At 72.4% G+C, this 20,263-nt stretch carries 21 protein-coding genes; 11 read left to right on the top strand and 10 right to left on the bottom strand.

Annotated elements, in window-relative coordinates; translation table 11 throughout:
* Window positions 1-5 precede the first annotated feature (5 nt).
* Window positions 6-1,283 carry a sensor histidine kinase gene (locus AMK11_RS03530; RefSeq protein ID WP_073722909.1) on the top strand — a complete coding sequence of 426 codons (1,278 nt, stop codon included), beginning with the start codon at window positions 6-8 and terminating at the stop codon, window positions 1,281-1,283.
* Entirely contained in the window at window positions 1,280-1,957 is a 678-nt protein-coding gene (locus tag AMK11_RS03525; protein WP_073722907.1) for a response regulator transcription factor, read from the top strand. Before AMK11_RS03530 ends, AMK11_RS03525 begins: the two co-directional genes overlap by 4 nt.
* Here the strand turns inward: AMK11_RS03525 and AMK11_RS03520 are convergent.
* From AMK11_RS03520 to AMK11_RS03505, 4 genes are all read right to left on the bottom strand, one after another.
* Entirely contained in the window at window positions 1,945-3,426 is a 1,482-nt protein-coding gene (locus tag AMK11_RS03520; protein ID WP_073722905.1) for an alpha/beta hydrolase, read from the bottom strand. The genes AMK11_RS03525 and AMK11_RS03520 overlap by 13 nt on opposite strands.
* Before the next feature lie 104 nt (window positions 3,427-3,530).
* Entirely contained in the window at window positions 3,531-4,010 is a 480-nt protein-coding gene (locus AMK11_RS03515; protein ID WP_073722903.1) for a cupin domain-containing protein, read from the bottom strand.
* 15 nt (window positions 4,011-4,025) lie between these two features.
* A complete protein-coding gene (locus tag AMK11_RS03510; RefSeq protein WP_073722901.1) occupies window positions 4,026-4,223 on the bottom strand; it encodes a DUF397 domain-containing protein in 198 nt (65 codons plus the stop codon).
* Window positions 4,205-5,038, bottom strand: a complete 834-nt coding sequence (locus AMK11_RS03505; RefSeq protein ID WP_073723918.1) for a helix-turn-helix domain-containing protein — start codon at window positions 5,036-5,038, stop codon at window positions 4,205-4,207. Before AMK11_RS03505 ends, AMK11_RS03510 begins: the two co-directional genes overlap by 19 nt.
* Before the next feature lie 115 nt (window positions 5,039-5,153).
* Between AMK11_RS03505 and AMK11_RS38350 the strand changes: the two genes are divergently transcribed.
* From AMK11_RS38350 to AMK11_RS03480, 5 genes are all read left to right on the top strand, one after another.
* Window positions 5,154-5,360, top strand: coding sequence for a hypothetical protein (locus AMK11_RS38350; protein ID WP_073722899.1), 207 nt, complete (start codon window positions 5,154-5,156; stop codon window positions 5,358-5,360).
* Window positions 5,357-5,587: a hypothetical protein gene (locus tag AMK11_RS03495; RefSeq protein WP_073722897.1), complete on the top strand. Its 231-nt coding sequence runs from the start codon at window positions 5,357-5,359 to the stop codon at window positions 5,585-5,587. The genes AMK11_RS38350 and AMK11_RS03495 overlap by 4 nt, the downstream gene beginning before the upstream one ends.
* Before the next feature lie 22 nt (window positions 5,588-5,609).
* Window positions 5,610-6,356, top strand: coding sequence for a DNA repair protein RecO (recO, locus tag AMK11_RS03490; RefSeq protein WP_073723916.1), 747 nt, complete (start codon window positions 5,610-5,612; stop codon window positions 6,354-6,356).
* A gap of 18 nt (window positions 6,357-6,374) precedes the next feature.
* On the top strand, window positions 6,375-7,205 hold the full coding sequence (locus AMK11_RS03485; protein ID WP_073722895.1) for an isoprenyl transferase: 831 nt from the start codon (window positions 6,375-6,377) through the stop codon (window positions 7,203-7,205).
* Window positions 7,206-7,295: 90 nt separating this feature from the next.
* Window positions 7,296-8,027 carry a YoaK family protein gene (locus tag AMK11_RS03480; protein ID WP_073722893.1) on the top strand — a complete coding sequence of 244 codons (732 nt, stop codon included), beginning with the start codon at window positions 7,296-7,298 and terminating at the stop codon, window positions 8,025-8,027.
* Here AMK11_RS03480 and AMK11_RS03475 read toward each other — a convergent pair.
* Genes AMK11_RS03475 through AMK11_RS03460 form a run of 4 tightly spaced genes read right to left on the bottom strand, consistent with a single transcriptional unit; the run spans window position 8,024 to window position 11,218 of the window.
* The gene (locus AMK11_RS03475; RefSeq protein ID WP_073722891.1) at window positions 8,024-8,446 is read right to left on the bottom strand and encodes a Fur family transcriptional regulator; all 423 of its coding nucleotides are present in this window, start codon (window positions 8,444-8,446) and stop codon (window positions 8,024-8,026) included. The two genes, AMK11_RS03480 and AMK11_RS03475, sit on opposite strands and share 4 nt — an antisense overlap.
* 60 nt (window positions 8,447-8,506) lie before the next feature.
* Window positions 8,507-9,409, bottom strand: coding sequence for a metal ABC transporter permease (locus tag AMK11_RS03470; RefSeq protein WP_073722889.1), 903 nt, complete (start codon window positions 9,407-9,409; stop codon window positions 8,507-8,509).
* Window positions 9,409-10,179 (bottom strand): metal ABC transporter ATP-binding protein, encoded by a 771-nt coding sequence (locus tag AMK11_RS03465; RefSeq protein WP_073722887.1) that lies wholly within the window; start codon window positions 10,177-10,179, stop codon window positions 9,409-9,411. The genes AMK11_RS03470 and AMK11_RS03465 overlap by 1 nt, the downstream gene beginning before the upstream one ends.
* Before the next feature lie 37 nt (window positions 10,180-10,216).
* Window positions 10,217-11,218, bottom strand: coding sequence for a zinc ABC transporter substrate-binding protein (locus AMK11_RS03460; RefSeq protein WP_073722885.1), 1,002 nt, complete (start codon window positions 11,216-11,218; stop codon window positions 10,217-10,219).
* Between the two features lie 169 nt (window positions 11,219-11,387).
* Here AMK11_RS03460 and AMK11_RS03455 point away from each other — a divergent pair, with 169 nt between their 5' ends.
* Both AMK11_RS03455 and AMK11_RS03450 read left to right on the top strand, forming a co-directional pair.
* A complete protein-coding gene (locus AMK11_RS03455; RefSeq protein ID WP_073722883.1) occupies window positions 11,388-12,770 on the top strand; it encodes a glycine--tRNA ligase in 1,383 nt (460 codons plus the stop codon).
* A 209-nt stretch (window positions 12,771-12,979) separates the two neighbouring features.
* Entirely contained in the window at window positions 12,980-13,597 is a 618-nt protein-coding gene (locus AMK11_RS03450; RefSeq protein ID WP_073722881.1) for a LysE family translocator, read from the top strand.
* Window positions 13,598-13,603: 6 nt separating this feature from the next.
* Here AMK11_RS03450 and AMK11_RS03445 read toward each other — a convergent pair whose 3' ends face one another.
* A complete protein-coding gene (locus tag AMK11_RS03445; protein ID WP_073722879.1) occupies window positions 13,604-14,668 on the bottom strand; it encodes a chitinase in 1,065 nt (354 codons plus the stop codon).
* Window positions 14,669-14,787: 119 nt separating this feature from the next.
* Window positions 14,788-14,946 carry a hypothetical protein gene (locus AMK11_RS37910; protein ID WP_158070966.1) on the bottom strand — a complete coding sequence of 53 codons (159 nt, stop codon included), beginning with the start codon at window positions 14,944-14,946 and terminating at the stop codon, window positions 14,788-14,790.
* 201 nt (window positions 14,947-15,147) lie between these two features.
* On the opposite strand from AMK11_RS37910, the gene AMK11_RS38345 reads away from it, so the two are divergent.
* Both AMK11_RS38345 and AMK11_RS03435 read left to right on the top strand, forming a co-directional pair.
* Complete coding sequence (locus tag AMK11_RS38345) at window positions 15,148-15,867, top strand: hypothetical protein (RefSeq protein WP_241846883.1); 720 nt, start codon at window positions 15,148-15,150, stop codon at window positions 15,865-15,867.
* A gap of 9 nt (window positions 15,868-15,876) precedes the next feature.
* Window positions 15,877-20,241, top strand: coding sequence for a cation-translocating P-type ATPase (locus tag AMK11_RS03435; RefSeq protein WP_073722877.1), 4,365 nt, complete (start codon window positions 15,877-15,879; stop codon window positions 20,239-20,241).
* Window positions 20,242-20,263 lie beyond the last annotated feature (22 nt).

Raw genomic sequence — 20,263 nt, 5'->3', positions numbered from 1 at the left:
GGCGGGTGCAGGCAACCACCCCCACCACCCCGCCACCGCCGTCCCGGCCCCGCGTCGGCGAGCGGATCATGACCGCGATCAACCGCGACCCGTCGACCGCCCCGCACGCCGACCGCAACGACACCGTCCTCGCCGCGGTCCTGTTCACCGCGGCGGCCTGCATCGCCCTGTTCACCGACGACGGCCGCCGTCCCGACGCGCTGGGCTGGGCCCTCCTGCTCGCCGGCCACGCGCCGCTGGCACGGCGCAGGCGCCGCCCCATGCTGAACTTCTGCCTGGTGGCCGCCCCGATCGCCGCCTTCCACGCCCTCGACCACAACCACTCCGCGCCCGTCCCCGCGACCATGGTGGCGCTCTACACCATCGCCACGACCGGCACCGTGCGCCGCACCCTGGCCACCGGCGGCACCGTCATCGGCCTCGGGCTGGTCATGAACGCCCTCACCAACCCCGAGGGCATGATCGAGCTGCTCCGGATCACCGGCTGGGTCGTCGCCGTCCTGTTCTGCGGCATCGACGTCCGCTACTACCGCCAGTACGTCGCCTCCATCGTCGAACGCGCCGAACGCGCCGAACGCACCCGCGAGGAGGAGGCCCGGCGCCGCGTCGCCGAGGAACGCCTGCGGGTCGCCCGGGACCTGCACGACCTGCTCGCGCACAGCATCACCCTGATCGGCGTGCAGACCTCCGTCGCCGCCCACGTCCTGACCGCCGACCCCCAGCGCCTGGACCGCGCCGCCGTCGCCAAGGCCCTCGACGACATCGCGGAGACCTGCCGGTCGGCGCGCGGCGAACTGCGCACCACCCTGGAGGTCCTGCGCGCCCAGGACGCGCCCGACGCCCGCGGCGCGCTGCCGGACCTGCACGGCCTGCCCGACCTGGCGGAGGCGGCGCGCCTGGCCGGAGCGAGCGTGCACCTGTCGGTACGGGCGGACGACGTACCGCCGGCGGTCGGCGCCGCCGCCTACCGCATCGTGCAGGAGGCGCTGACCAACGCCGTACGCCACGCGGGACCCGAACCGTCCGTCCACGTCGAGGTGTGCGCCGAGCGGGGCGCCCTGCGCCTGTCCGTCACCGACGACGGCACCGGCCCCGACCCGGCCGGCAACCCGGGCTTCGGCCTGGTCGGGATGCGCGAGCGGGCCCGCAGCGTCGGCGGCACACTCGACGCAGGACCGCGGAGCGGGGGCACCGGCTTCGAGGTGACGGCCGTACTGCCGGCGCCCGCCCAGTCTCTGCCGACGACCACCACGACGACGATCACCGCGGAGAGAGCCGGATGACCATACGCGTACTGCTCGCGGACGACCAGAACCTCGTCCGCGCCGCGTTCGCCCTGCTCGTCGCCTCGGCCCCCGACATGGAGGTCGTCGGCGAGGTGGGCACCGGCCGCCAGGCCGTCGAACTGGCCCGCAGCGAACGCGCCGACCTGATCGTCATGGACATCCGCATGCCCGACCTGGACGGCATCGAGGCGACCCGCCTCATCGCCGCCGACGAGGACCTGGCGGGCGTGAAGGTACTCGTCCTCACCACCTACGACACGGACGAGAACATCGTGGACGCCCTGCGCGCGGGCGCCTCCGGCTTCCTGGTCAAGGACACGAGGCCCGCCGACCTCCTCGACGCCATCCGCACGGTGACGGCGGGCGACGCGCTCCTGTCACCCGGCCCGACGGCCCGCCTCATCGAACGCTTCCTGCGCAGCCCCGCGATGCCGATGGCGGGCGGTGACGGCCCCGGCTGCCTGTCGGACCGCGAACGGCAGGTCCTCACCCTGGTCGCGCGGGGCCTCAACAACACGGAGATCGCCGAATCCCTGGGCCTGAGCCCCCTCACCGCGAAGACCCACGTCAGCCGCATCATGGGGAAACTGGGCACCCGGGACCGGGCCCAACTGGTCATCGTGGCCTACGAGTCGGGCCTGGTGACACCCGGCACCGGTCAGCGGCAGTAGACGTCCGAGCCGGGCCGGTCCCCGGTCGCCAGGAAGCGGGAGACGACGCGGTCGCCGCACGCGTTGCCGTTGGCGAGGTAGGCGTCGTGGCCGGTGGAGTCCACGGTGACCATGACCGCCCGCCGCCCGAGTGCCTCCCGCATCTTCAGGGCGCCGGCGAGCGGCGTGTTGACGTCCCGTGCGTTCTGCACGAGCAGGATGTTGGACGGCCCTCGGTCGGTGATCCGTACCGGCGCCTCGCGCGGCGGGTACGGCCAGGCGGCGCAGAGCATCGCGTTGCGGGGCATGCCGGCGGTGAGCGGGTACTCGGCGCGGCTCTCGGCGACGCCCTTCTCGTACACGGCCTGGGAAGCGGGCCACGCCACGTCGTTGCAGAGCGTCCCGGCGCCCACGGCGGTCACGTTCTGCAGCACGGCCTCGGGCGGTGCCTGGGGCGCGGGCGGCACGGTGCCCTGCGCCGCGGCCCGCATCAGCCTGGCGAGCGTCGGATAACGGCTGGGGGAGGCGAAGCTCTCCAGCATGGTCTGGCGCAGCACGTTGCCGTTCAGCTCCTCGGGATTGGCCCCGGGCCACGGGATGGGGTCCCGGTCGAGCCTGGCGGCGAGCCGCAGGAACAGCGGCCGTACGTCGGCGGCCCGGCGCGCCAGGCGGTCCGGGTTGCCGGGCTGCGACGCCCAGGCGGCGAAGTGCGGGAACGTGTCCTCGACCCCCTGTTCGTGTGCGGCCAGCCAGGCGCGGTTGACGCGAGCGGGGTCGGGGTTGTCGACGCTGTCCAGCACGATCCGGTCGGTGCGGTGCCCGAAGAGCTGCGAGTAGACCGCGCCGACGTACGTCCCGTACGACACTCCCCACGCGGAGATCTTCCGCTCGCCGAGCGCGGCCCGGATGCGGTCGATGTCGCGGGCCTCGTTGGCGGTGCTGAGGTGCTTGATCAGCTCACCGCCGTTGCGTGCGCAGGCGTCGGCCATGCGGCGGGCGGTGGCCATGTTCCCGTCCACGGAGCCGTCGGGGGCGGGCCAGGGGCGGAGCTTGGAGGTGGCGAGGTCGCCGTACTTCAGCCCGCAGGTGACGGGGGTGGAGGGGGCGAGCCCGCGCGGCGCGGAACCGATGAGGTCGTGGGTGTCGCGGACCCGCTGCGGCAGCTTCTGTCCCTTGCCCGACGGATCGTTGAGGCTGGAGCCGCCCGGTCCGCCCGCGATGAGGAACAGGGCCCCGCGCCGGGCGGCCGGATCCTCGGCGGGGATGCGGGAGACGGCGATGTCGATGAGCGGGCTGTCGGGATCGGCGTAGTCCGTGGGGACCTGAAGGGTGGCGCACTGCTGACGGGGGTCGACGGTGGCGCCCTCGCAGTCCGCCCAGGCGAGGGGCTCGGCCGGGGCGGCGGTCGCGGCGGGTGCGGTGATGCCGAGGAGGGCGGTGGACACGCCGACGACGGCGGCGTTGCGGAGGAGTCGCGTGCGTTGCGTCATGCGACGAGCCTCGCGGATGTCCGGCGCCCTCCCCATCCGGGGAACTCCCGGAAAAGTGCGGGGGGTTACCCCAGTCCTTCGAGTCAGGGTCCACCCCGAACCCGTCAGACGAAGAAGCTGTCGTGCTTCACCTGGAACTCCCGCAGCTCCTCGCCGCCGCGCTGCGCGAACTCGGCGACGCGCTCGAAGTACTCCTCGCGCGGGGCGCCCGGCGAGAAGAGCATCAACATCGAGACGGGGTCGTCGCTGTCGTTCTTGAAGGCGTGCAGTCCGCCGACCGGGACGTACAGGAAGTCTCCCTGCCGTCCGGTGACCCAGCGCTCGCCGTTGTAGAGCTCCACCTCGCCGGACAGGACGTAGAAGGACTCGGAGATGCTCCGGTGGAAGTGCGTCTTGGCGCCGGGCGCCTTGGGGCCCATGTCCACCTTGTACAGCCCGAACTCACCTCCGGTGGAGGCGTGGCTCGCGAGGTAGTGGGTGGTCGTGCCGTTGGGGGCCACGATGTCGGGCGGGGTGTCGGCCGCCCTGAACACGGCGTTGATCTCGCCCTTCTCGCCGAGGTAGCGCGGCTCCGGGTACGACATGGGTGCCCCCTTGAGTTAGTGCCGGCCGACGGTGCGAACGAACTCCGTCCAGGCCACCGACCCTACGACGACCACCGGGCCGCCGGTCACCTTGCTGTCCCGGATGGGGACGACGCCGGGGACTCCGTCGGCGACCTCGACGCAGTTGCCGCCCTCGCCGTTGCTGTAGGTGCTCTTGGTCCAGCGGGCATTGGTCAGGTCGTACTCGCGCATCGTCTGAAGTCCTCCGCCGCCGACTCGATCAGGGCCAGGGTCGCCTCCGGCGACAGCGCGGCGACCCTGAGCAGATCGTATGCGCGCTGCGCCCGCTTCACCACGGCCGGGACGTCCACCAGCGTTCCCGAAAACGATGTCTCTGTATAGGCGACCGGGGGCGCATCCTCGAACTCCATGAGCCTCAAATCTCCGGTCATGGCCGCGTGCGCACCCGCCTCGTACGGGAGCACCGTCACCACCGCCGTGCGCTCCCGCATCAGCCGCGCGATGTGCTCCAGTTGCGCCGCCATCACCTGCGGGCCACCCACCGGCATGCGCAGCACGGTCTCGTGCAGGGCCACCCAATACTCGGGCCGTGTAGCGTCGTCGAGGATCAGCGACCGCTCCAGGCGGGCGCTGACGATCTCGTCGACGTAGGCGTCGGACTTGAACGGGTTGGCGGCGATGGTGACCGCGCGTGCGTACTCCTGCGTCTGGAGCAGGCCCGGCACAACCGTCGGCGCGAACTCACAGATCCGTGTGGCCAGTCGCTCCAACTCCACCACGTGGGCGAAGTAATCCGCATACCTCGGATCATCAATCAGCTTGCGGCACAGCCGCTCGAAAATACCGTCGGTTTGCAGCGCCTCGTCAATCCGCTGGGCCACATCCAGCTGCGGCTTGCGAATTGCCTGTTCGAACTGACCGATGTACCCACCGGACACGAAAACCCGCGCCCCAAGCTCGACTTGCGTGATTCCCGCGTCCTCGCGCCGGCGTTTCAGTTCCGTCCCGAAGAACTCCCACGCCGCCTGCCGTGAACCATTGGCCATAACCAACCCCCTGGCGCTGACCCGCACTTGTAGTGCAGAGACTCCGACCGAGTGTAGTCACGACAGGGCATTCTGGGGACACGAAGAGTGAAACCGTAAAGGCAAGGGGAACACGGTGAAGGCACCACACTCGGCGCTCTGCGTCGAAGAAGCGGAGGACACGGTGAAAGAATTGCGCGCGGCGCTCGCGAAGGCCGGAATTACTCTTCCCTCCCTCGGGCTGGACCCGGTGAGTCTTGCGCGGGAGGCTCCGTGTCCACTCGTCGAATTGGGGCGGTGTTCCGTCGAGACCGCGCAGCGCCTCGCGGCGGTGCTGCGATGACACACCCGTACCCGCACCCGCCCGTCGGGGCCTACGCCATCGACACCCGCACCGGACGCGTCGGCCTCGTCATGGGCCACGAAGGACCGTACGTGCAGATGCGGCCGTACGGCGGCGGGCGGGAGTGGGACGCCGAGCCGGGTGACGTACGCCACGCCACCCCGGCGGAGCGCCTCAGCGCGGCGACGGCGTACACGAACGCCAGAAGCCGGGGCGAGGTGCCCTGACGCATGGGCGAGAATGGTCGGCATGAGTCTGTTCCGCGACGACGGCATCGTGCTGCGCACCCAGAAGCTGGGTGAGGCGGACCGGATCATCACGCTGCTCACGCGCGGTCACGGACGTGTACGCGCCGTGGCGCGCGGGGTGCGGCGGACGAAGTCGAAGTTCGGGGCGCGGCTGGAACCGTTCTCGCACGTGGACGTGCAGTTCTTCTCGAAGGGCAGCGAGCTGGTCGGGCGCGGGCTGCCGCTGTGCACGCAGAGCGAGACCATCGCGCCGTACGGCGGCGGGATCGTGAGCGACTACGCGCGGTACACCGCCGGGACGGCCATGCTGGAGACGGCCGAGCGGTTCACCGACCACGAGGGCGAGCCGGCGGTGCAGCAGTACCTGCTGCTGGTCGGCGGGCTGCGGACCCTCGCCCGGGGCGAGCACGCGCCGAACCTGGTGCTCGACGCGTTCCTGCTGCGCTCGCTGGCGGTGAACGGCTACGCGCCGACCTTCGGGGACTGTGCGAAGTGCGGTCTGCCCGGTCCGAACCGGTTCTTCTCGGTCGGATCGGGCGGTTCGGTCTGCGCCGACTGCCGGGTGCCCGGCAGCGTCGTACCCTCGCCGCAAGCCCTGGAACTGCTCGGCGCGCTGCTTGCGGGAGACTGGGGCACGGCGGACGCGGCCGAGCCGCGCTACGTCCGGGAGGGGAGCGGACTGGTCTCCGCCTACCTGCACTGGCACCTGGAGCGGGGACTGCGTTCCCTGCGGTACGTCGAGAAGTAGAAGTAGGAGAGAACTGAGATGGCCGTACGCGGGATCCTGGGGCGGCAGCGCCGGGAGTACAGGACGCCGGAGCCGCACCCGTCCGGCGCGCGGCCTCCGAAACTCGGCGAGCTGGTCCCCGAGCACGTGGCGATCGTCATGGACGGCAACGGGCGCTGGGCCAAGGAGCGCGGGCTGCCGCGCACCGAGGGGCACAAGGTCGGCGCCGAGCGGGTGCTGGACGTGCTCCAGGGCGGCATCGAGATGGGCGTGAAGAACATCTCGCTGTACGCCTTCTCCACCGAGAACTGGAAGCGGTCGCCGGACGAGGTGCGCTTCCTGATGAACTTCAACCGGGACTTCATCCGTAAGTCCCGGGACCAGCTCGACGAGCTGGGCATCCGCGTGCGCTGGGTAGGGCGGATGCCCAAGCTGTGGAAGTCGGTGGCCAAGGAGCTGCAGGTCGCGCAGGAGCAGACCGAGGAGAACGACCGGCTCACGCTGTACTTCTGCATGAACTACGGCGGGCGGGCCGAGATCGCCGACGCGGCGCAGGCGCTCGCGGAGGACGTGCGGGCCGGGCGGCTCGACCCGTCGAAGGTGAACGAGAAGACGCTCGCGAAGTACCTGTACTACCCGGACATGCCGGACGTGGATCTCTTCCTGCGGCCCAGCGGGGAGCAGCGGACGTCGAACTACCTGCTGTGGCAGAGCGCGTACGCCGAGATGGTGTTCCAGGACGTGCTGTGGCCCGACTTCGACCGGCGCGACCTGTGGCGGGCCTGCCTGGAGTTCGCCTCCCGGGACCGGCGGTTCGGCGGGGCCATCCCGAACGAGGAGCTGCTCGCCATGGAGGGCAAGCAGGCCTAGGGGCCTTTCCGGTGCGGCGGCCGGGTGTTTCGGGGGCGTGTCACGTGCGGGGTGCGGTGGCCGTCCGGGCGTGCTGCTCATGCTGGCGCCATGTCCGAGCCCTCCGCCGCCCCGCCCGACGTCCGGCGTACGGCGGTCATGACCGTGCTCACGGTGCTCGCGGGCGCCGTGGACGCCGTGAGCTTCCTGACCATGGGCAAGGTCTTCTGCGCGCTGGCGACCGGCAACGTGCTGTTCCTGTCGTTCGCGCTCGCGGGGGAGGGGGACGTGCCGGTGGCGCGGCCCGCCACGGCCATCGGCGCGTTCGTCCTGGGGGCCGCGCTGGGTGCAGTGCTGCTGGCGTGGCTCGCGGGGCGCGGGCGGGCCTGGTTCGCGGCCGGGCTGGCCGGTGAGGGGCTGCTGCTGGTCCTGGCCGGTGCGGTGGCCCTCGGGCGGCACGGCACCGGGCCCGCGGCGGCCGGCGGGGCGGACCTCGTGGTCGTCGGGACGGTCGCGCTCGCCATGGGACTGCGCGCCTCCACCGCGCTGCGCGTACACGTGCCGGGGATGCCGACGCTGCTGAGCCAGACCGCGATCGCGCAGCTGGTCAACGACGTGCTGCGGCGGCCGCGCGCGGTGCTGCGCGGGATGTCCGGGCCGCAGCGGCTCGCCAGAGCGCGGTGGACGGCCACCGTGGCCGGGATCTTCACGGGAGGGGTGCTGGGCACCCTGCTGCTGGTGCCGCTGGGCACCGGACGGGCACTGCTCGTGATCGCCGCGGTGGTGCTGCTGCTCGCGGCGGGGAGCCTGGCGGCACCGTGGAAGGTGCCGGTAGCGTCCTAGGCCTTCCGCTCTGCGGCCGCGCAGTCCGCGCAGGTGCCGAAGATCTCCACCGTGTGCGCCACGTTGACGTAGCCGTGTTCGGCGGCGATGGCCTCCGCCCACTTCTCCACCGCGGGGCCCTCGACCTCGACGGCCTTGCCGCAGGTGCGGCAGACCAGGTGGTGATGATGATCGTCGGTGGAGCAGCGGCGGTAGACGGACTCGCCCTCGGCGGTGCGCAGGACGTCGACCTCACCCGCGTCGGCGAGGGACTGCAGGGTGCGGTAGACCGTGGTGAGCCCGACCGAGTCGCCCTTGTGCTTGAGCATGTCGTGGAGCTCTTGCGCACTGCGGAACTCCTCGACCTCCTGCAGCGCCGCCGACACGGCGGCCCGCTGCCGGGTGGCGCGGCCCTTCACGGGCGGTCCAGCGGTCGTCACCGGGTTCCTCCTCACATCTGCGGCTTGCCGGGCCATTGTGCCAGCCCGGCCCGCCGGCAGTCAGACGCCGATCTCGTCCCCGGCCCCCCGAGTGGCCGGAATCTTGCACTCCGCCGGATCGGCGGTGGGCTCCGCCGCGGTGGCGGCCCGCGCGCGTCGCCGCGCCAGCGGTGCGGCCAGCGCGGTCAGCAGGACGAACGCGCCGATGGTGAGCAGCACGATCGTCGCGCCGGGCGGCACGTCCTGGTAGTACGACGTGACCGTGCCGCTGATCGTCACGGTGACGCCGACGGCGACGGAGACCGCGAAGGTGGCGGCGAAGGAGCGGGTGAGCTGCTGGGCGGCGGCCACCGGGACGACCATCAGAGCCGACACCAGGAGCAGCCCGACGACGCGCATCGCGACCGTCACGGTCACGGCGGCGGTGACGGCGGTGAGCAGGTTCAGCGCGCGCACCGGCAGGCCGGTGACCCGGGCGAACTCCTCGTCCTGGCTGACCGCGAACAGCTGGCGGCGCAGGCCGAGGGTGACCAGGACCACGAAGGCGGCCAGCAGACAGATCGCGGTGACGTCGGACTCGCTCACCGTCGACAGGGAGCCGAAGAGGTACGAGGTGAGGTTGGCGTTGGAGCCCGTCGGCGCCAGGTTGATGAACATCACGCCGCCGGCCATGCCGCCGTAGAAGAGCATGGCGAGGGCGATGTCGCCGCGGGTCTTGCCGTACCAGCGGATCAGCTCCATGAGGACCGCGCCGAGGACGGAGACCAGGGTCGCCATCCACACCGGGGACCAGGTGAGCAGGAAGCCCAGGCCGACGCCGGTCATCGCCACGTGGCCGATGCCGTCGCCCATGAGGGCCTGGCGGCGCTGGACCAGGTAGATGCCGACGGCGGGGGCGGTGATGCCGACCAGGACGGCCGCCAGCAGCGCCCGCTGCATGAAGGCGTAGTTCAGGATTTCCATCAGCTCAGCAGTCCCGTGCGGATCGGTTCGGCGCCCGCCGGTGCGTGCGGGTGTACGTGGTCGTGGCCGGGCAGCGCGTGCTGGCCGACGGCCTTCGGGGGCGGGCCGTCGTGCAGGACGCAGCCGTCGCGGAGGACGACCGCCCGGTCGATCAGGGGCTCCAGCGGCCCCAGCTCGTGCAGGACGAGGAGGACGGTGGTGCCCGCGGCGACCTGGTCGCGCAGGGTGTCGGCCAGGACCTCCTGGCTGGCCAGGTCGACGCCGGCCATCGGCTCGTCCATGATCAGCAGCTCGGGTTCGGCGGCGAGCGCGCGGGCGATCAGCACCCGCTGGTGCTGGCCGCCGGAGAGGGCGTTCACCGAGTCCTTGGCGCGGTCCGCCATGCCGACCAGGTCGAGGGCGCGGCGTACGGCCTCGCGGTCGGCCTTGCGCAGCACGCCGAAGCGGGCGCGGGCGAGCCGGCCGGAGGAGACCACCTCGGTCACCGTGGCGGGGACGCCGCCCGCGGCCGTGGTGCGCTGCGGGACGTAGCCCACCCGCGCCCAGTCGCGGAAGCGGCGCCGCGGGGTGCCGAACAGGTCGACCTCGCCGGCCGTCACCGGCACCTGGCCGATGACCGTGCGCACGGCGGTGGACTTGCCCGAGCCGTTGGCGCCGAGCAGCGCCACGACCTCGCCGCGGCCCACGGTGAGGTCGATGCCGCGCAGGACGGGGCGTGAGCCCAGCTCGGCGCGGACGCCGCGCAGGGAGATGACAGGCTCGTCGCTCACGATGCCTCCGTAACGATCGGAACGCTCAGCGGAGCGCTCACTTGGCGCCGAGGGCGGCCTCGAGCGCCTTGAGGTTGGACTGCATGACCTCGAAGTAGTCGTCGCCCTTCGACTTGTCGGTGATGCCCTCCAGCGGGTCGAGCACGTCGGTCTTCAGGCCGGCGTCCTTGGCGAGGGTCTTCGCGGTCTTGCCGGACACCAGTGTCTCGTAGAAGACGGTGGTGACGCCGTCGGCCTTGGCCTCGTCCTGGAGCTCCTTGATCCGGGCGGGGCTGGGCTCGCTCTCCGGGTCCAGGCCGTTGATGGCCTCCTGCGTCAGGCCGTAGCGCTCGGCGAGGTAGCCGAAGGCGGCGTGGTTGGTGAAGAAGACCTTGGTGTCGGTGTTCGCCAGGCCGTCCTTGAACGAGGTGTTCAGGTCGGCCAGCTTCTTGGCCAGCGTCTCCGCGTTCTTGCGGTAGTCGGCGGCGTGGTCCGGGTCGGCCTTCTCGAAGGCCTTGGCGACACCCTCGGCGACCTCGGCGTACTTCACCGGGTCCAGCCAGATGTGCGGGTCGCGGGCGTGCTCCTCCTCTTCGGAGTGCGCCTCCTCGGAGTGCTCCTCGGCCGCGTGCTCCTCGCCCTCGTGGCCGTGGTCGTGGCCGTGGTCGTGCTCGACGTTCCCGTGGTCCTCGAGCGTCGTCAGCGTGGCCGCGTCGATCTTGGTCTTCACGTCGGACTGGGCGATCGCCTCGTCCACGGCGGGCTGGAGGGCCTTCAGGTAGAGCACCGCGTCCGCCTCGCCCATCTGGGCGGTCTGCTTGGCGCTCAGCTCCAGGTCGTGCGGCTCCTGGCCGGGTTCGGTGAGGGTGGTGACGTTCACGTGGTCCCCGCCGATCTGCTCGGCGAGGAACTGCATCGGGTAGAACGACGCGACGACGTCGAACTTGTCCGTGTTGCCCGCCGCCGCGCTGTCGCTGGAGCAGGCCGAGAGAGTTCCGAGGCCGAGGGCGGCGGCCGCGGTGACTGCTATGCCGGATATGTGGCGTCGTCGTACGTTCATGGGATTCATTTTCAACAAATATGGAAACCGTTGTCAACTAACGGCCGGTACGTCGGGAGATCGTCGAAGGGAGCCCCGATTTGGCCGAGGGGCGGCCCACGCCGGTAACCTGAAGCATTCTCTGGAAGCATCTCGCTTCGTCGCCCGTCGTCGTAATGAAGAGAGCACCGTGGCCGCCGACAAGATCGACACCATCGTCAGCCTGAGCAAGCGCCGTGGCTTCGTATTCCCGTGCAGTGAGATCTACGGCGGTCAGAAGGCCGCCTGGGACTACGGACCGCTGGGTGTCGAGCTCAAGGAGAACCTCAAGCGCCAGTGGTGGCGCTACATGGTCACCTCCCGCGAGGACGTCGTCGGTCTCGACTCGTCCGTGATCCTGGCCCCCGAGGTCTGGGTGGCCTCCGGTCACGTCGCCACCTTCACGGACCCGCTGACCGAGTGCACCTCCTGCCACAAGCGGTTCCGCGCGGACCACCTGGAAGAGGCGTACGAGGAGAAGAAGGGCAAGGCCCCGGAGAACGGCCTCGCCGACCTCAACTGCCCCAACTGCGGCAACAAGGGCACCTTCACCGAGCCCAAGCAGTTCTCCGGCCTGCTCTCCACCCACCTCGGCCCCACCCAGGACAGCGGCTCCGTCGCCTACCTGCGGCCCGAGACCGCGCAGGGCATCTTCACCAACTTCGCCCAGGTGCAGACCACCTCGCGCCGCAAGCCGCCGTTCGGCATCGCCCAGATGGGCAAGTCCTTCCGCAACGAGATCACGCCCGGCAACTTCATCTTCCGCACCCGCGAGTTCGAGCAGATGGAGATGGAGTTCTTCGTCAAGCCGGGCGAGGACGAGAAGTGGCAGGAATACTGGATGGAGCAGCGCTGGAACTGGTACACGGGCCTGGGTCTCCGTGAGGAGAACATGCGCTGGTACGAGCACCCGGCGGAGAAGCTCTCCCACTACTCCAAGCGCACCGCCGACATCGAGTACCGCTTCTCCTTCGGCGGCAGCGAGTGGGGCGAGCTGGAGGGTGTCGCCAACCGGACCGACTACGACCTCTCCTCGCACGCCAAGGCCTCCGGCCAGGACCTCTCCTACTTCGACCAGGAGGCCGGGGAGCGCTGGACGCCGTACGTCATCGAGCCGGCGGCCGGTGTCGGGCGCGCGATGCTCGCCTTCCTGCTCGACGCGTACATCGAGGACGAGGCGCCGAACGCCAAGGGCAAGCTGGAGAAGCGGACCGTGCTGCGGCTGGACCCGCGCCTGTCGCCGGTGAAGGTCGCGGTGCTGCCGCTGTCCCGCAACCCGGAGCTGTCGCCGAAGGCGAAGGGGCTGGCGCAGGCGCTGCGGCAGAACTGGAACATCGAGTTCGACGACGCCGGGGCGATCGGGCGCCGGTACCGGCGTCAGGACGAGATCGGTACGCCGTTCTGCGTGACGGTGGACTTCGACACGCTGGACGACAACGCGGTGACCGTGCGGGAGCGGGACACCATGAAGCAGGAGCGGGTGTCGCTGGACCAGATCGAGGGGTACCTGGCTTCTCGGCTCGTGGGCTGCTGAACGTCCGTTTGCGTTGAGGTACCAGGGGGCTCCGCCCCCTGGCCGCCCGGGCCTTCGCCCACCCACCACCCGACTCGATTGGGAGAGGGGTGGGCGTCTCGGTCGGGAAGGGGAGCGGCCCTCGTCATCGGCCGCCCGTGATTGGCCCCCCATACGGGACCCACAGTGGTCCTGTGTCGGGGGCCGTCGTGTTGTCAGGGTGGTGAGCCATGAGCATCGCCTTTCTGCTGACCACCCTCGTGGTCGTCGCGACCCCCGGCACCGGGGTCGTCTACACCCTCGCCGCAGCCCTCTCGCGCGGGCGCCGTGCGAGTGTCGTCGCCGCCCTCGGGTGCGCGCTCGGGATCGTGCCGCACCTGGTGGCCACCGTCACCGGCGTCGCGGCGGTGCTGCACGCCAGTGCCACCGCCTTCCAGGTCCTCAAGTACGCCGGTGTGGCCTACCTGCTGTACATGGCGTGGGCCACCCTCCGGGACAAGGAGGCGCTCGTGGTGGCGGACGAGGCGAGGGACGGGGCCGTTCCGGCTCGGCGGGTGATCCTGCGCGGCGTGCTGATCAACATCCTGAACCCGAAGCTGACCTTGTTCTTCTTCGCCTTCCTGCCACAGTTCGTGGACCCGGCGCAGGCCGGCGCCCTGCCGCGGATGCTGCTGCTGGGCGGCGTGTTCATGCTGGTGACGTTCGTCGTGTTCGCCGGGTACGGCGTGCTGGCCGCGTCCGTGCGCAACCACGTCATCTCCCGGCCGAGGGTGATGTCGTGGCTGCGGCGGAGCTTCGCGGGGTCGTTCGTGGCGCTGGGGGCGAAGCTGGCGTTCACGGCGCGGTGAGGGGCGTCAGCGGCCCTGGAGGGCCTTGACGTTGTCGCCGAAGGTCCAGTTCTTCGAGCCGTCCCAGTTGAGGGACCAGGTCATCAGGCCCTTGAGCGCGCCGTCGTAGTGGTTCCAGGCCTGGGCGACCAGGGCCGGGGACATGTGGCCGCCGCCCGCGCCGGGCTGGGCGGGCAGGCCGGGGACCTGCTTGTCGTAGGGGACGCGGATGGTGGTGCCCTGGATGACCAGCCCCTTGTCCAGGCAGTCGGTCTGGGCGGTGAAGCCCCGCACCGTGCCGGCGGAGTAGGAGTCGCCGGAACAGCCGTACATGCTGCCGTTGTAGTACTGCATGTTCAGCCACCACAGGCGGCCGTTGTCGGCGTACTTCTTGATGATCGGCAGGTAGGCGCCCCAGATCGAGCCGTAGACCACACTGCCGCCGGTGACGTAGGCGGTCTCCGGGGCCATGGTGAGGCCGAAGTTGGCGGGCATACGGGCCAGGACGCCGTCGATGATGCGGATCAGGTTGGCCTGGGAGGCGGACAGTTGGCTGATGTTGCCGCTGCCGGTCAGGCCGGTCTCGATGTCTATGTCGATGCCGTCGAAGTTGTACTTCTTCAGGATCGGGACGATCGTCTCGACGAAACGGTCGGCGACGGCGGTCGAGTTGAGGTCGATGCCGGCCGTCGCGCCGCCGATCGAGAGCAGGATCGTCTGCCCGGACGCCTTGGCCGCGCACATCTCCGCGGGCGTCGCGACCTTCACGCCCCGGTCCATGCCGTCCTCCCACAGGGCCGTTCCGTCGGGGAGGATCACCGGGAAGGCCGCGTTCAGCACGTTGTAGCCGTGGGCGCCGATCTGGGGGTTGGTGATCGGGGTCCAGCCGAAGGGCGGGTGGACGCCGTTGGCGGCGCCGTCCCAGTTCTCCCAGTAGCCCTGGAGGACCTTTCCGGCGGGCTTCGACTTCACCGCGCACGTGTCGGCGGCGGGGGCGGGCGCGGGTGCGGCGGTCGCCGTGGTGACGCCGAGCGAGGTCAGGACGGTGGCCGCGAGCGCGGTGGCGAGCAGGCGGATCTTGCGGCGGATCATGCGGGGCCTCCCGGTGGGGTCGGTGAGGTGTCGTGGGTCGTGACGCAAGGGTTCTGTCGTAGGCATGACAATGGTCTGGTCCAGACCTTTCGTCAAGAGGTCTGGACCAGGAACGGTGCTCAGCGCAGGATGCAGAAGGGGTGCCCGACCGGATCGGTGAGGACCCGCGCCTTGTCGCCGTGGGGCTGGTGATCACGCTGGAAACCGAGGAGCAGGCCGTGTTCGCCGTTCAACCCCGCGAAGTCGGGGCAGCCGAGCGTGATCGCGACCAACTTCATCGGCAGGGGCGCGGCATCTCCGGATCTCTCGGTGGTGGACCTCGGCAACGAAACCTCAGGGGCTTCCTGCGTGACTGTGGGGCCCCATCGGAGCGCGGAGCGACTTCGCCGGGATGAGCGCTCGAAGTGCGGGAACCCGGAGATGTGCGGAAGGTGATGTTCCAGGGTTTCGACAGCACGCACAGGCGAGGACGAACAGTCATGGCTGAGCAGAAGTCGGCGCAGACGCTCCCGCGGCCGTTGCACGCGGCCGCCTCGGCGCTGCGGAAGGTGCCGGGCGCCGGGACGGTCGGGAGGGCCGCCGAGGGTGCCCTCGACAGGATCGGCGCGGTGTCGCCGCGCGGCAGGCGCGCGGTCGTGTACACGGGGGCCGGGGTGCTGGGCATCGCCGGACTGGTGGAGTGGCCGGTGGCGGTCACCGCGGGCGCGGTGGCGTGGCTGACCCGGCCGCGGCCGCAGGAGTCGCCGGAGGCGGACGCCGCTCGGACGCTCCAGGACGGGGCCGCCGGGGAGGAGAAGACCCCCGCACGGCGGAGTACCGCCAAGAAGACCGCCGGCACGCAGGCCGCCGCCCGGAAGAGCCCCGCCACGAAGTCGGGTGCCGCCAAGTCGGGTTCCAAGTCGGGTACGTCCGGGACGAGCGCCGCGAAGGCCAGTACCGCCAAGAAGAGCACGGCGAAGACGACCGCGGCGAAGAAGAGCACCGCCGGGACCGCGAGGAAGAGCGCCGCCAGGAAGAGCACGCCGGCCGCCAAGAGCACGGCCGGCCGCCGGCCCGCCAAGAAGAGCGCCTCCGCCACCAGCCCCGCCAAGAAGGCCGCCAAGAAGACGACGGCCGGGGCTTCCAAGGCGAAGGCGTCCGCCGGTTCCGGGGGCGCCCGGAGCCGGAAGTCGACGACGTCCACGCGGAAGGCGGGCTGAGGGACAACGATGGTCGGTGCAGGACTTCTGACGCGGTCCCAGGACGCCGTCACCGGATTCGTGCTGGCCGGACCCCGGCTGCTCGCCCGCGGCACCGCCCCCGCGGTGGGAGCCGCGGCCGGCGCCGTGGCGGGCACCGCACGGGCCGGTGTGCGCGGCGCGGACTTCGCGGCGCGGGCGGCACGGGTCGCCCGCGCCGCGCTGCCCGGCGGCACCAGCGCCCGTGAATGGCGGGCCGGGAACCGCGCGCACCTCGCGCTGCGGCCGGCCGCGACGGAGAAGGTGCGCCGCGCGGGCGGCACCGAACGCGTCGCGCGGCGGGTCGCGGCGGCCCTGGCCGAGCACCCGGACGTGGCACTCGCCTACTGGGACACCGGCCTGGCCCGCCTGGTGGTGACCGCCACCGAGGACGCGCTCACCGACCGGGTGGTGGGCCGCGCCACCGAACTCGCCGAACGGCACGGACTGACCCGGACGGAGCAGGCCGGCCCCGGCGATCCGGTGGAGGAGCTCGCCCACCCCGGCGACCCGGCCTCCGTGCGCGTCGCGGCGACCGCCCTCGGCGCCGACGCGCTGGGCATCGCCGCCGCCATGACCGGCGCCCGCCTGCGGTTGCCGCCCTCGCCGCGCCTGGTGACGGCCGTGGCGACACTGCTGCGCGAGAACCCCACCTTCCGCGCCTGGCTGCGCGCACGCCTCGGCGCCCACGGCATGGACGTGGCGCTGGCCGCCGCCAACGCGGCCGTCCACGGCGCCGGTCAGAGCCCCACCTCGCTGTGGCTCGACGGGGCGCTGCGCACCTGTCAGCTGACGGAGGCGGTGACCCGGACGGCCGCCTTCGAGGTGGTGCACGACGGGCTGTGCGTCCCCGAGCGCGGCAGCCTGCCCGCCGACCCCGCCCTGCGCCCGCCGCTGCGCAGCTCCCCGGCCCAGGACTACGCCGCCCACGCCTCCACCGGCAGCGTCGCGGGCGCGGCGGCGACGCTGCTGGTCAAGCACGACGTCGCGGAGGCCGCCGAGGCGGTCCTCGCCGGGTCGCCCAAGGCCGCCCGCTACGGGCCCGCCGCCTTCCACGCCGTACTGAGCGCCGCGCTGTCCCGCACCGGAGTGCTCGTGCGCGACCCCGAGCGGCTGCGGCAACTGGAGATGGCCGCCACGGTCGTCCTGCACCCCAGCGCGCTGCGGGCGCCCGAGGCGGGCGCGGACCCGTGGACCGAGGACGTGCTGGACGCGGCGCGTCGCGCGGGCCTGCGCGTGGTGATGGTGGAGGACCCGGCGCTCGCCGACTTCACCGGTCTCGCGGACCAGGTGGTGAGCGGGAAGCGGCCGCTGCGGGAGGTCGTGGACGAACTGCGCGCCGAGGGCGGCGTCATCACCGTCGTACGGCCCCGGCCCGGCGACGACGGCTCGGTGCTGGCCGGGCTGCTCGGCGGGGACGTGGCCGTCGCGCTGGCCGACGGGGACGCCCCGGTGGCCTGGGGCGCGGACGTGCTCGCCCCGCAGGGGCTGCCGGACGTGTGGCGGCTGCTGCGGGCGGTGCCCGCGGCCCGCGGGGTCGGGCGGCGGTCGCAGACGCTGGCCCGGTCCGGGGCCGCGCTCTCCGGGCTGCTGGTGGCGGTCGGCGAGGCGCGCGGCAAGGGCAAGAAGGGGGGAGGGGGTTCCTCGTTGCCGGGGCTGCGGCACGCGCCCGTCGACGTGAGCGCGGCGGCGGCCCTCTTCTCCGGTACGCGCGCCGCGCTGGGCGTGGCGGCGGCCCGTGCCCCGCACCCCCGGGCCCGGGTGCCGTGGCACACGCTGGACCCCGTGGGCGTACGGGACCGCCTGGCACGGGAGAAGGAGCCCGATCCGTCCCTCGCCGAGCAGCTGACGGCGCGGATGAGGGCGGCGGCCGACCGGGCGGGCCGGGTGCCCGTGCTCGCGCCGGTGAAGTGGACGTGGCAGCTGGGGCAGGCGGTACGGGGTGAGCTGGACGATCCGCTCACGCCGGTGCTGGCGGTCGGCTCGGCGGCCGAGGCGATCCTCGGCTCCGTCATGGACGCGCTGCTCGTCGTCGGCGCCCTCGACCTGAACGCGCTCGTCGGCGGCTTCCAGCGGCTGCGGGCCGAACGGGCGCTGTCCGGGCTGCTCGCGCAGCAGAAGCAGAAGGCGCGGGTCGCGGACGAGGAGACCCACGACCCGGCCGCCGAGCCGCGCGTCGTGGACGCCGCCAAACTCCACCCGGGCCACATCGTCGACCTCAAGGCCGACGACGTCGTGCCCGCCGACGCCCGGCTGCTGTGGGAGGACGGCCTGGAGGTCGACGAGTCCGCGCTGACCGGCGAGTCGCTGCCGGTGGACAAGAGCGTGGACGCGGTGACGAACGCGCCCGTGGCCGAGCGGCACTGCATGGTCTTCGAGGGCACGACCGTGGTGGCCGGACGCGCCCAGGCCGTCGTCGTGGACACCGGCGAGCACACCGAGGCCGCGCGGGCGGTCTCGCTGGCGGCGCGTACGCCCTCGGCGGCCGGTGTGCAGGCCCGGCTCCAGGAGCTGACCCGCAAGGCGCTGCCGCTGACGCTGGCGGGCGGCGCCGCGGTGACCGGTCTCTCGCTGCTGCGCGGGACGCCGATCCGGCAGGCCGTCTCCGGCGGTGTGTCGGTGGCGGTGGCCGCCGTGCCCGAGGGGCTGCCGCTGGTGGCGACGGTGGCGCAGCTCGCGGCGGCCCGCAGGCTCAGCCGGCACGGCGTCCTCGTGCGCACCCCGCGCACCCTGGAGGCGCTGGGCCGCATGGACACCATCTGCTTCGACAAGACCGGCACGCTCACCGAGAACAGGCTGCGGCTGACCCGCGTCGCCGGCCCCGACGGCACGGTCCGCAAGGTGGGCGACCCGGACGCCGCCGACGCCGTACGGATCGCCGCGCGGGCCTGCCCCCGCCTCAACGGCGACGGCGCCCGCCCCACCCACGCCACCGACGAGGCCGTGCTCGACGCCGCCGGTCCCGACCCGGAGTGGGCGCAGGAGGAGGGCCTGCCCTTCGAGACCTCGCGCGGTTACGCCGCCGCCGTCGGACGGGACGGTGACGGGGCGCCGGTGCTGGTGGTCAAGGGCGCCCCGGAGACCGTGCTGCCCGCCTGCGCCGACCTGCCCGCGCACGCCACCGAGGTGGCGCACGGGATGGCCCGCGACGGACTGCGCATCATCGCGGTGGCCAGCCGGCCCCTGCGCCGGGGCGAGAAGGCGGCCGACGTCCTCGAACAGGTCCCGGAGAAGCTGGAGTTCACGGGCATGCTGGGGCTGGCCGACGTGCCGCGCGAGACGTCCCCGGCGCTGGTGCGCGGGCTGCGCGAGGCGGGCGTACGGCCCGTGGTGCTGACCGGCGACCACCCGCAGACCGCGCACGCCATCGCCGTCGACCTGGGCTGGCCCGAGGACGCGGTCGTCGTCACCGGCGACGAGATCGCCGCCGCCGACCGCACGGCGCGCTCCCGGATGCTGCGCGACGCGGACGTCGTCGCCCGGGTGGCGCCCGAGCAGAAGCTCCAGGTCGTCGAGTCGCTGCGGGACGCCGGGCGGGTCGTCGGCATGGTCGGCGACGGCGCCAACGACGCCGCCGCCATCCGCGCCGCCGACATCGGCGTCGGCATCAGCGCCCGCGGCTCGGCCGCCGCCCGCAACGCCGCGGACCTGGTCGTCACGGGCGACGACCTGCTGGTCCTGGTGGAGGCGGTGCGGGAGGGCCGGGCGCTGTGGCACAGCGTCGCCGACGCCATCGCCATCCTGATCGGCGGCAACGCGGGCGAGGTCGGCTTCGGCATCCTCGGCACCGTGCTGGGCGGTTCCGCCCCGCTGTCCACCCGGCAGATGCTGCTGGTCAACCTCTTCACGGACCTGTTCCCCGCGATGGCGGTGGCGGTCACGGAGACCGGCGACGCCGAGCAGGAGGAGGACGACGCGGGGACTCCGCTCGGTACGGCGGTGCTGGGCGAGCCCCTGATCCGCCAGATCCGGCACCGGGCGATGACCACGGCGCTCGGCGCGACCGCGGCCTGGCTCTTCGGCCGCTTCACGCCGGGCACGGGGCGTCGCTCCACGACGATGGCCCTGTGCGCCGTGGTCGGCACCCAGCTCGCCCAGACCCTCGCCGACCGCCGGGGCAGCCGCCTGGTCCAGGTCACCTCGCTGGGCTCCGCCGCGGCGCTGGTCGCCCTGGTCCAGACCCCGGGCGCCAGCCAGCTCTTCGGCTGCACGCCGCTGGGGCCCCTGGCCTGGGCGGGCGTGGCGGCGGCGATCGTCCTGGCACTGGCGGGACAGCGGGCGCTGCCGACGGTGGAGGAGGCGGTCGTGAAGTACTGGCCGAAGGTGTCGGAACGGTTGCCGGAGTTCGTACGCTGAACCCGGTCCGGTGGTGCTCAAC

This window comes from Streptomyces sp. CB02414, from assembly GCF_001905385.1.
Lineage (GTDB): Bacteria > Actinomycetota > Actinomycetes > Streptomycetales > Streptomycetaceae > Streptomyces.
Note: the sequence above shows the minus strand (reverse complement) of the source record. Positions and strands in the feature narration are given on the sequence as shown.

What these genes read in the sequence shown, in the direction of transcription:
- AMK11_RS03525 (WP_073722907.1), top strand. Translation starts at nt 1,280, where the DNA reads ATGACCATACGCGTACTGCTCGCGGACGACCAGAACCTCGTCCGCGCC.
- AMK11_RS03520 (WP_073722905.1), bottom strand. Translation starts at nt 3,426, where the DNA reads ATGACGCAACGCACGCGACTCCTCCGCAACGCCGCCGTCGTCGGCGTG.
- AMK11_RS03515 (WP_073722903.1), bottom strand. Translation starts at nt 4,010, where the DNA reads ATGTCGTACCCGGAGCCGCGCTACCTCGGCGAGAAGGGCGAGATCAAC.
- AMK11_RS03510 (WP_073722901.1), bottom strand. Translation starts at nt 4,223, where the DNA reads ATGCGCGAGTACGACCTGACCAATGCCCGCTGGACCAAGAGCACCTAC.
- AMK11_RS03505 (WP_073723918.1), bottom strand. Translation starts at nt 5,038, where the DNA reads ATGGCCAATGGTTCACGGCAGGCGGCGTGGGAGTTCTTCGGGACGGAA.
- AMK11_RS03495 (WP_073722897.1), top strand. Translation starts at nt 5,357, where the DNA reads ATGACACACCCGTACCCGCACCCGCCCGTCGGGGCCTACGCCATCGAC.
- recO (WP_073723916.1), top strand. Translation starts at nt 5,610, where the DNA reads ATGAGTCTGTTCCGCGACGACGGCATCGTGCTGCGCACCCAGAAGCTG.
- AMK11_RS03485 (WP_073722895.1), top strand. Translation starts at nt 6,375, where the DNA reads ATGGCCGTACGCGGGATCCTGGGGCGGCAGCGCCGGGAGTACAGGACG.
- AMK11_RS03480 (WP_073722893.1), top strand. Translation starts at nt 7,296, where the DNA reads ATGTCCGAGCCCTCCGCCGCCCCGCCCGACGTCCGGCGTACGGCGGTC.
- AMK11_RS03470 (WP_073722889.1), bottom strand. Translation starts at nt 9,409, where the DNA reads ATGGAAATCCTGAACTACGCCTTCATGCAGCGGGCGCTGCTGGCGGCC.
- AMK11_RS03460 (WP_073722885.1), bottom strand. Translation starts at nt 11,218, where the DNA reads ATGAACGTACGACGACGCCACATATCCGGCATAGCAGTCACCGCGGCC.
- AMK11_RS03450 (WP_073722881.1), top strand. Translation starts at nt 12,980, where the DNA reads ATGAGCATCGCCTTTCTGCTGACCACCCTCGTGGTCGTCGCGACCCCC.
- AMK11_RS03445 (WP_073722879.1), bottom strand. Translation starts at nt 14,668, where the DNA reads ATGATCCGCCGCAAGATCCGCCTGCTCGCCACCGCGCTCGCGGCCACC.
- AMK11_RS37910 (WP_158070966.1), bottom strand. Translation starts at nt 14,946, where the DNA reads ATGAAGTTGGTCGCGATCACGCTCGGCTGCCCCGACTTCGCGGGGTTG.
- AMK11_RS38345 (WP_241846883.1), top strand. Translation starts at nt 15,148, where the DNA reads ATGGCTGAGCAGAAGTCGGCGCAGACGCTCCCGCGGCCGTTGCACGCG.
- AMK11_RS03435 (WP_073722877.1), top strand. Translation starts at nt 15,877, where the DNA reads ATGGTCGGTGCAGGACTTCTGACGCGGTCCCAGGACGCCGTCACCGGA.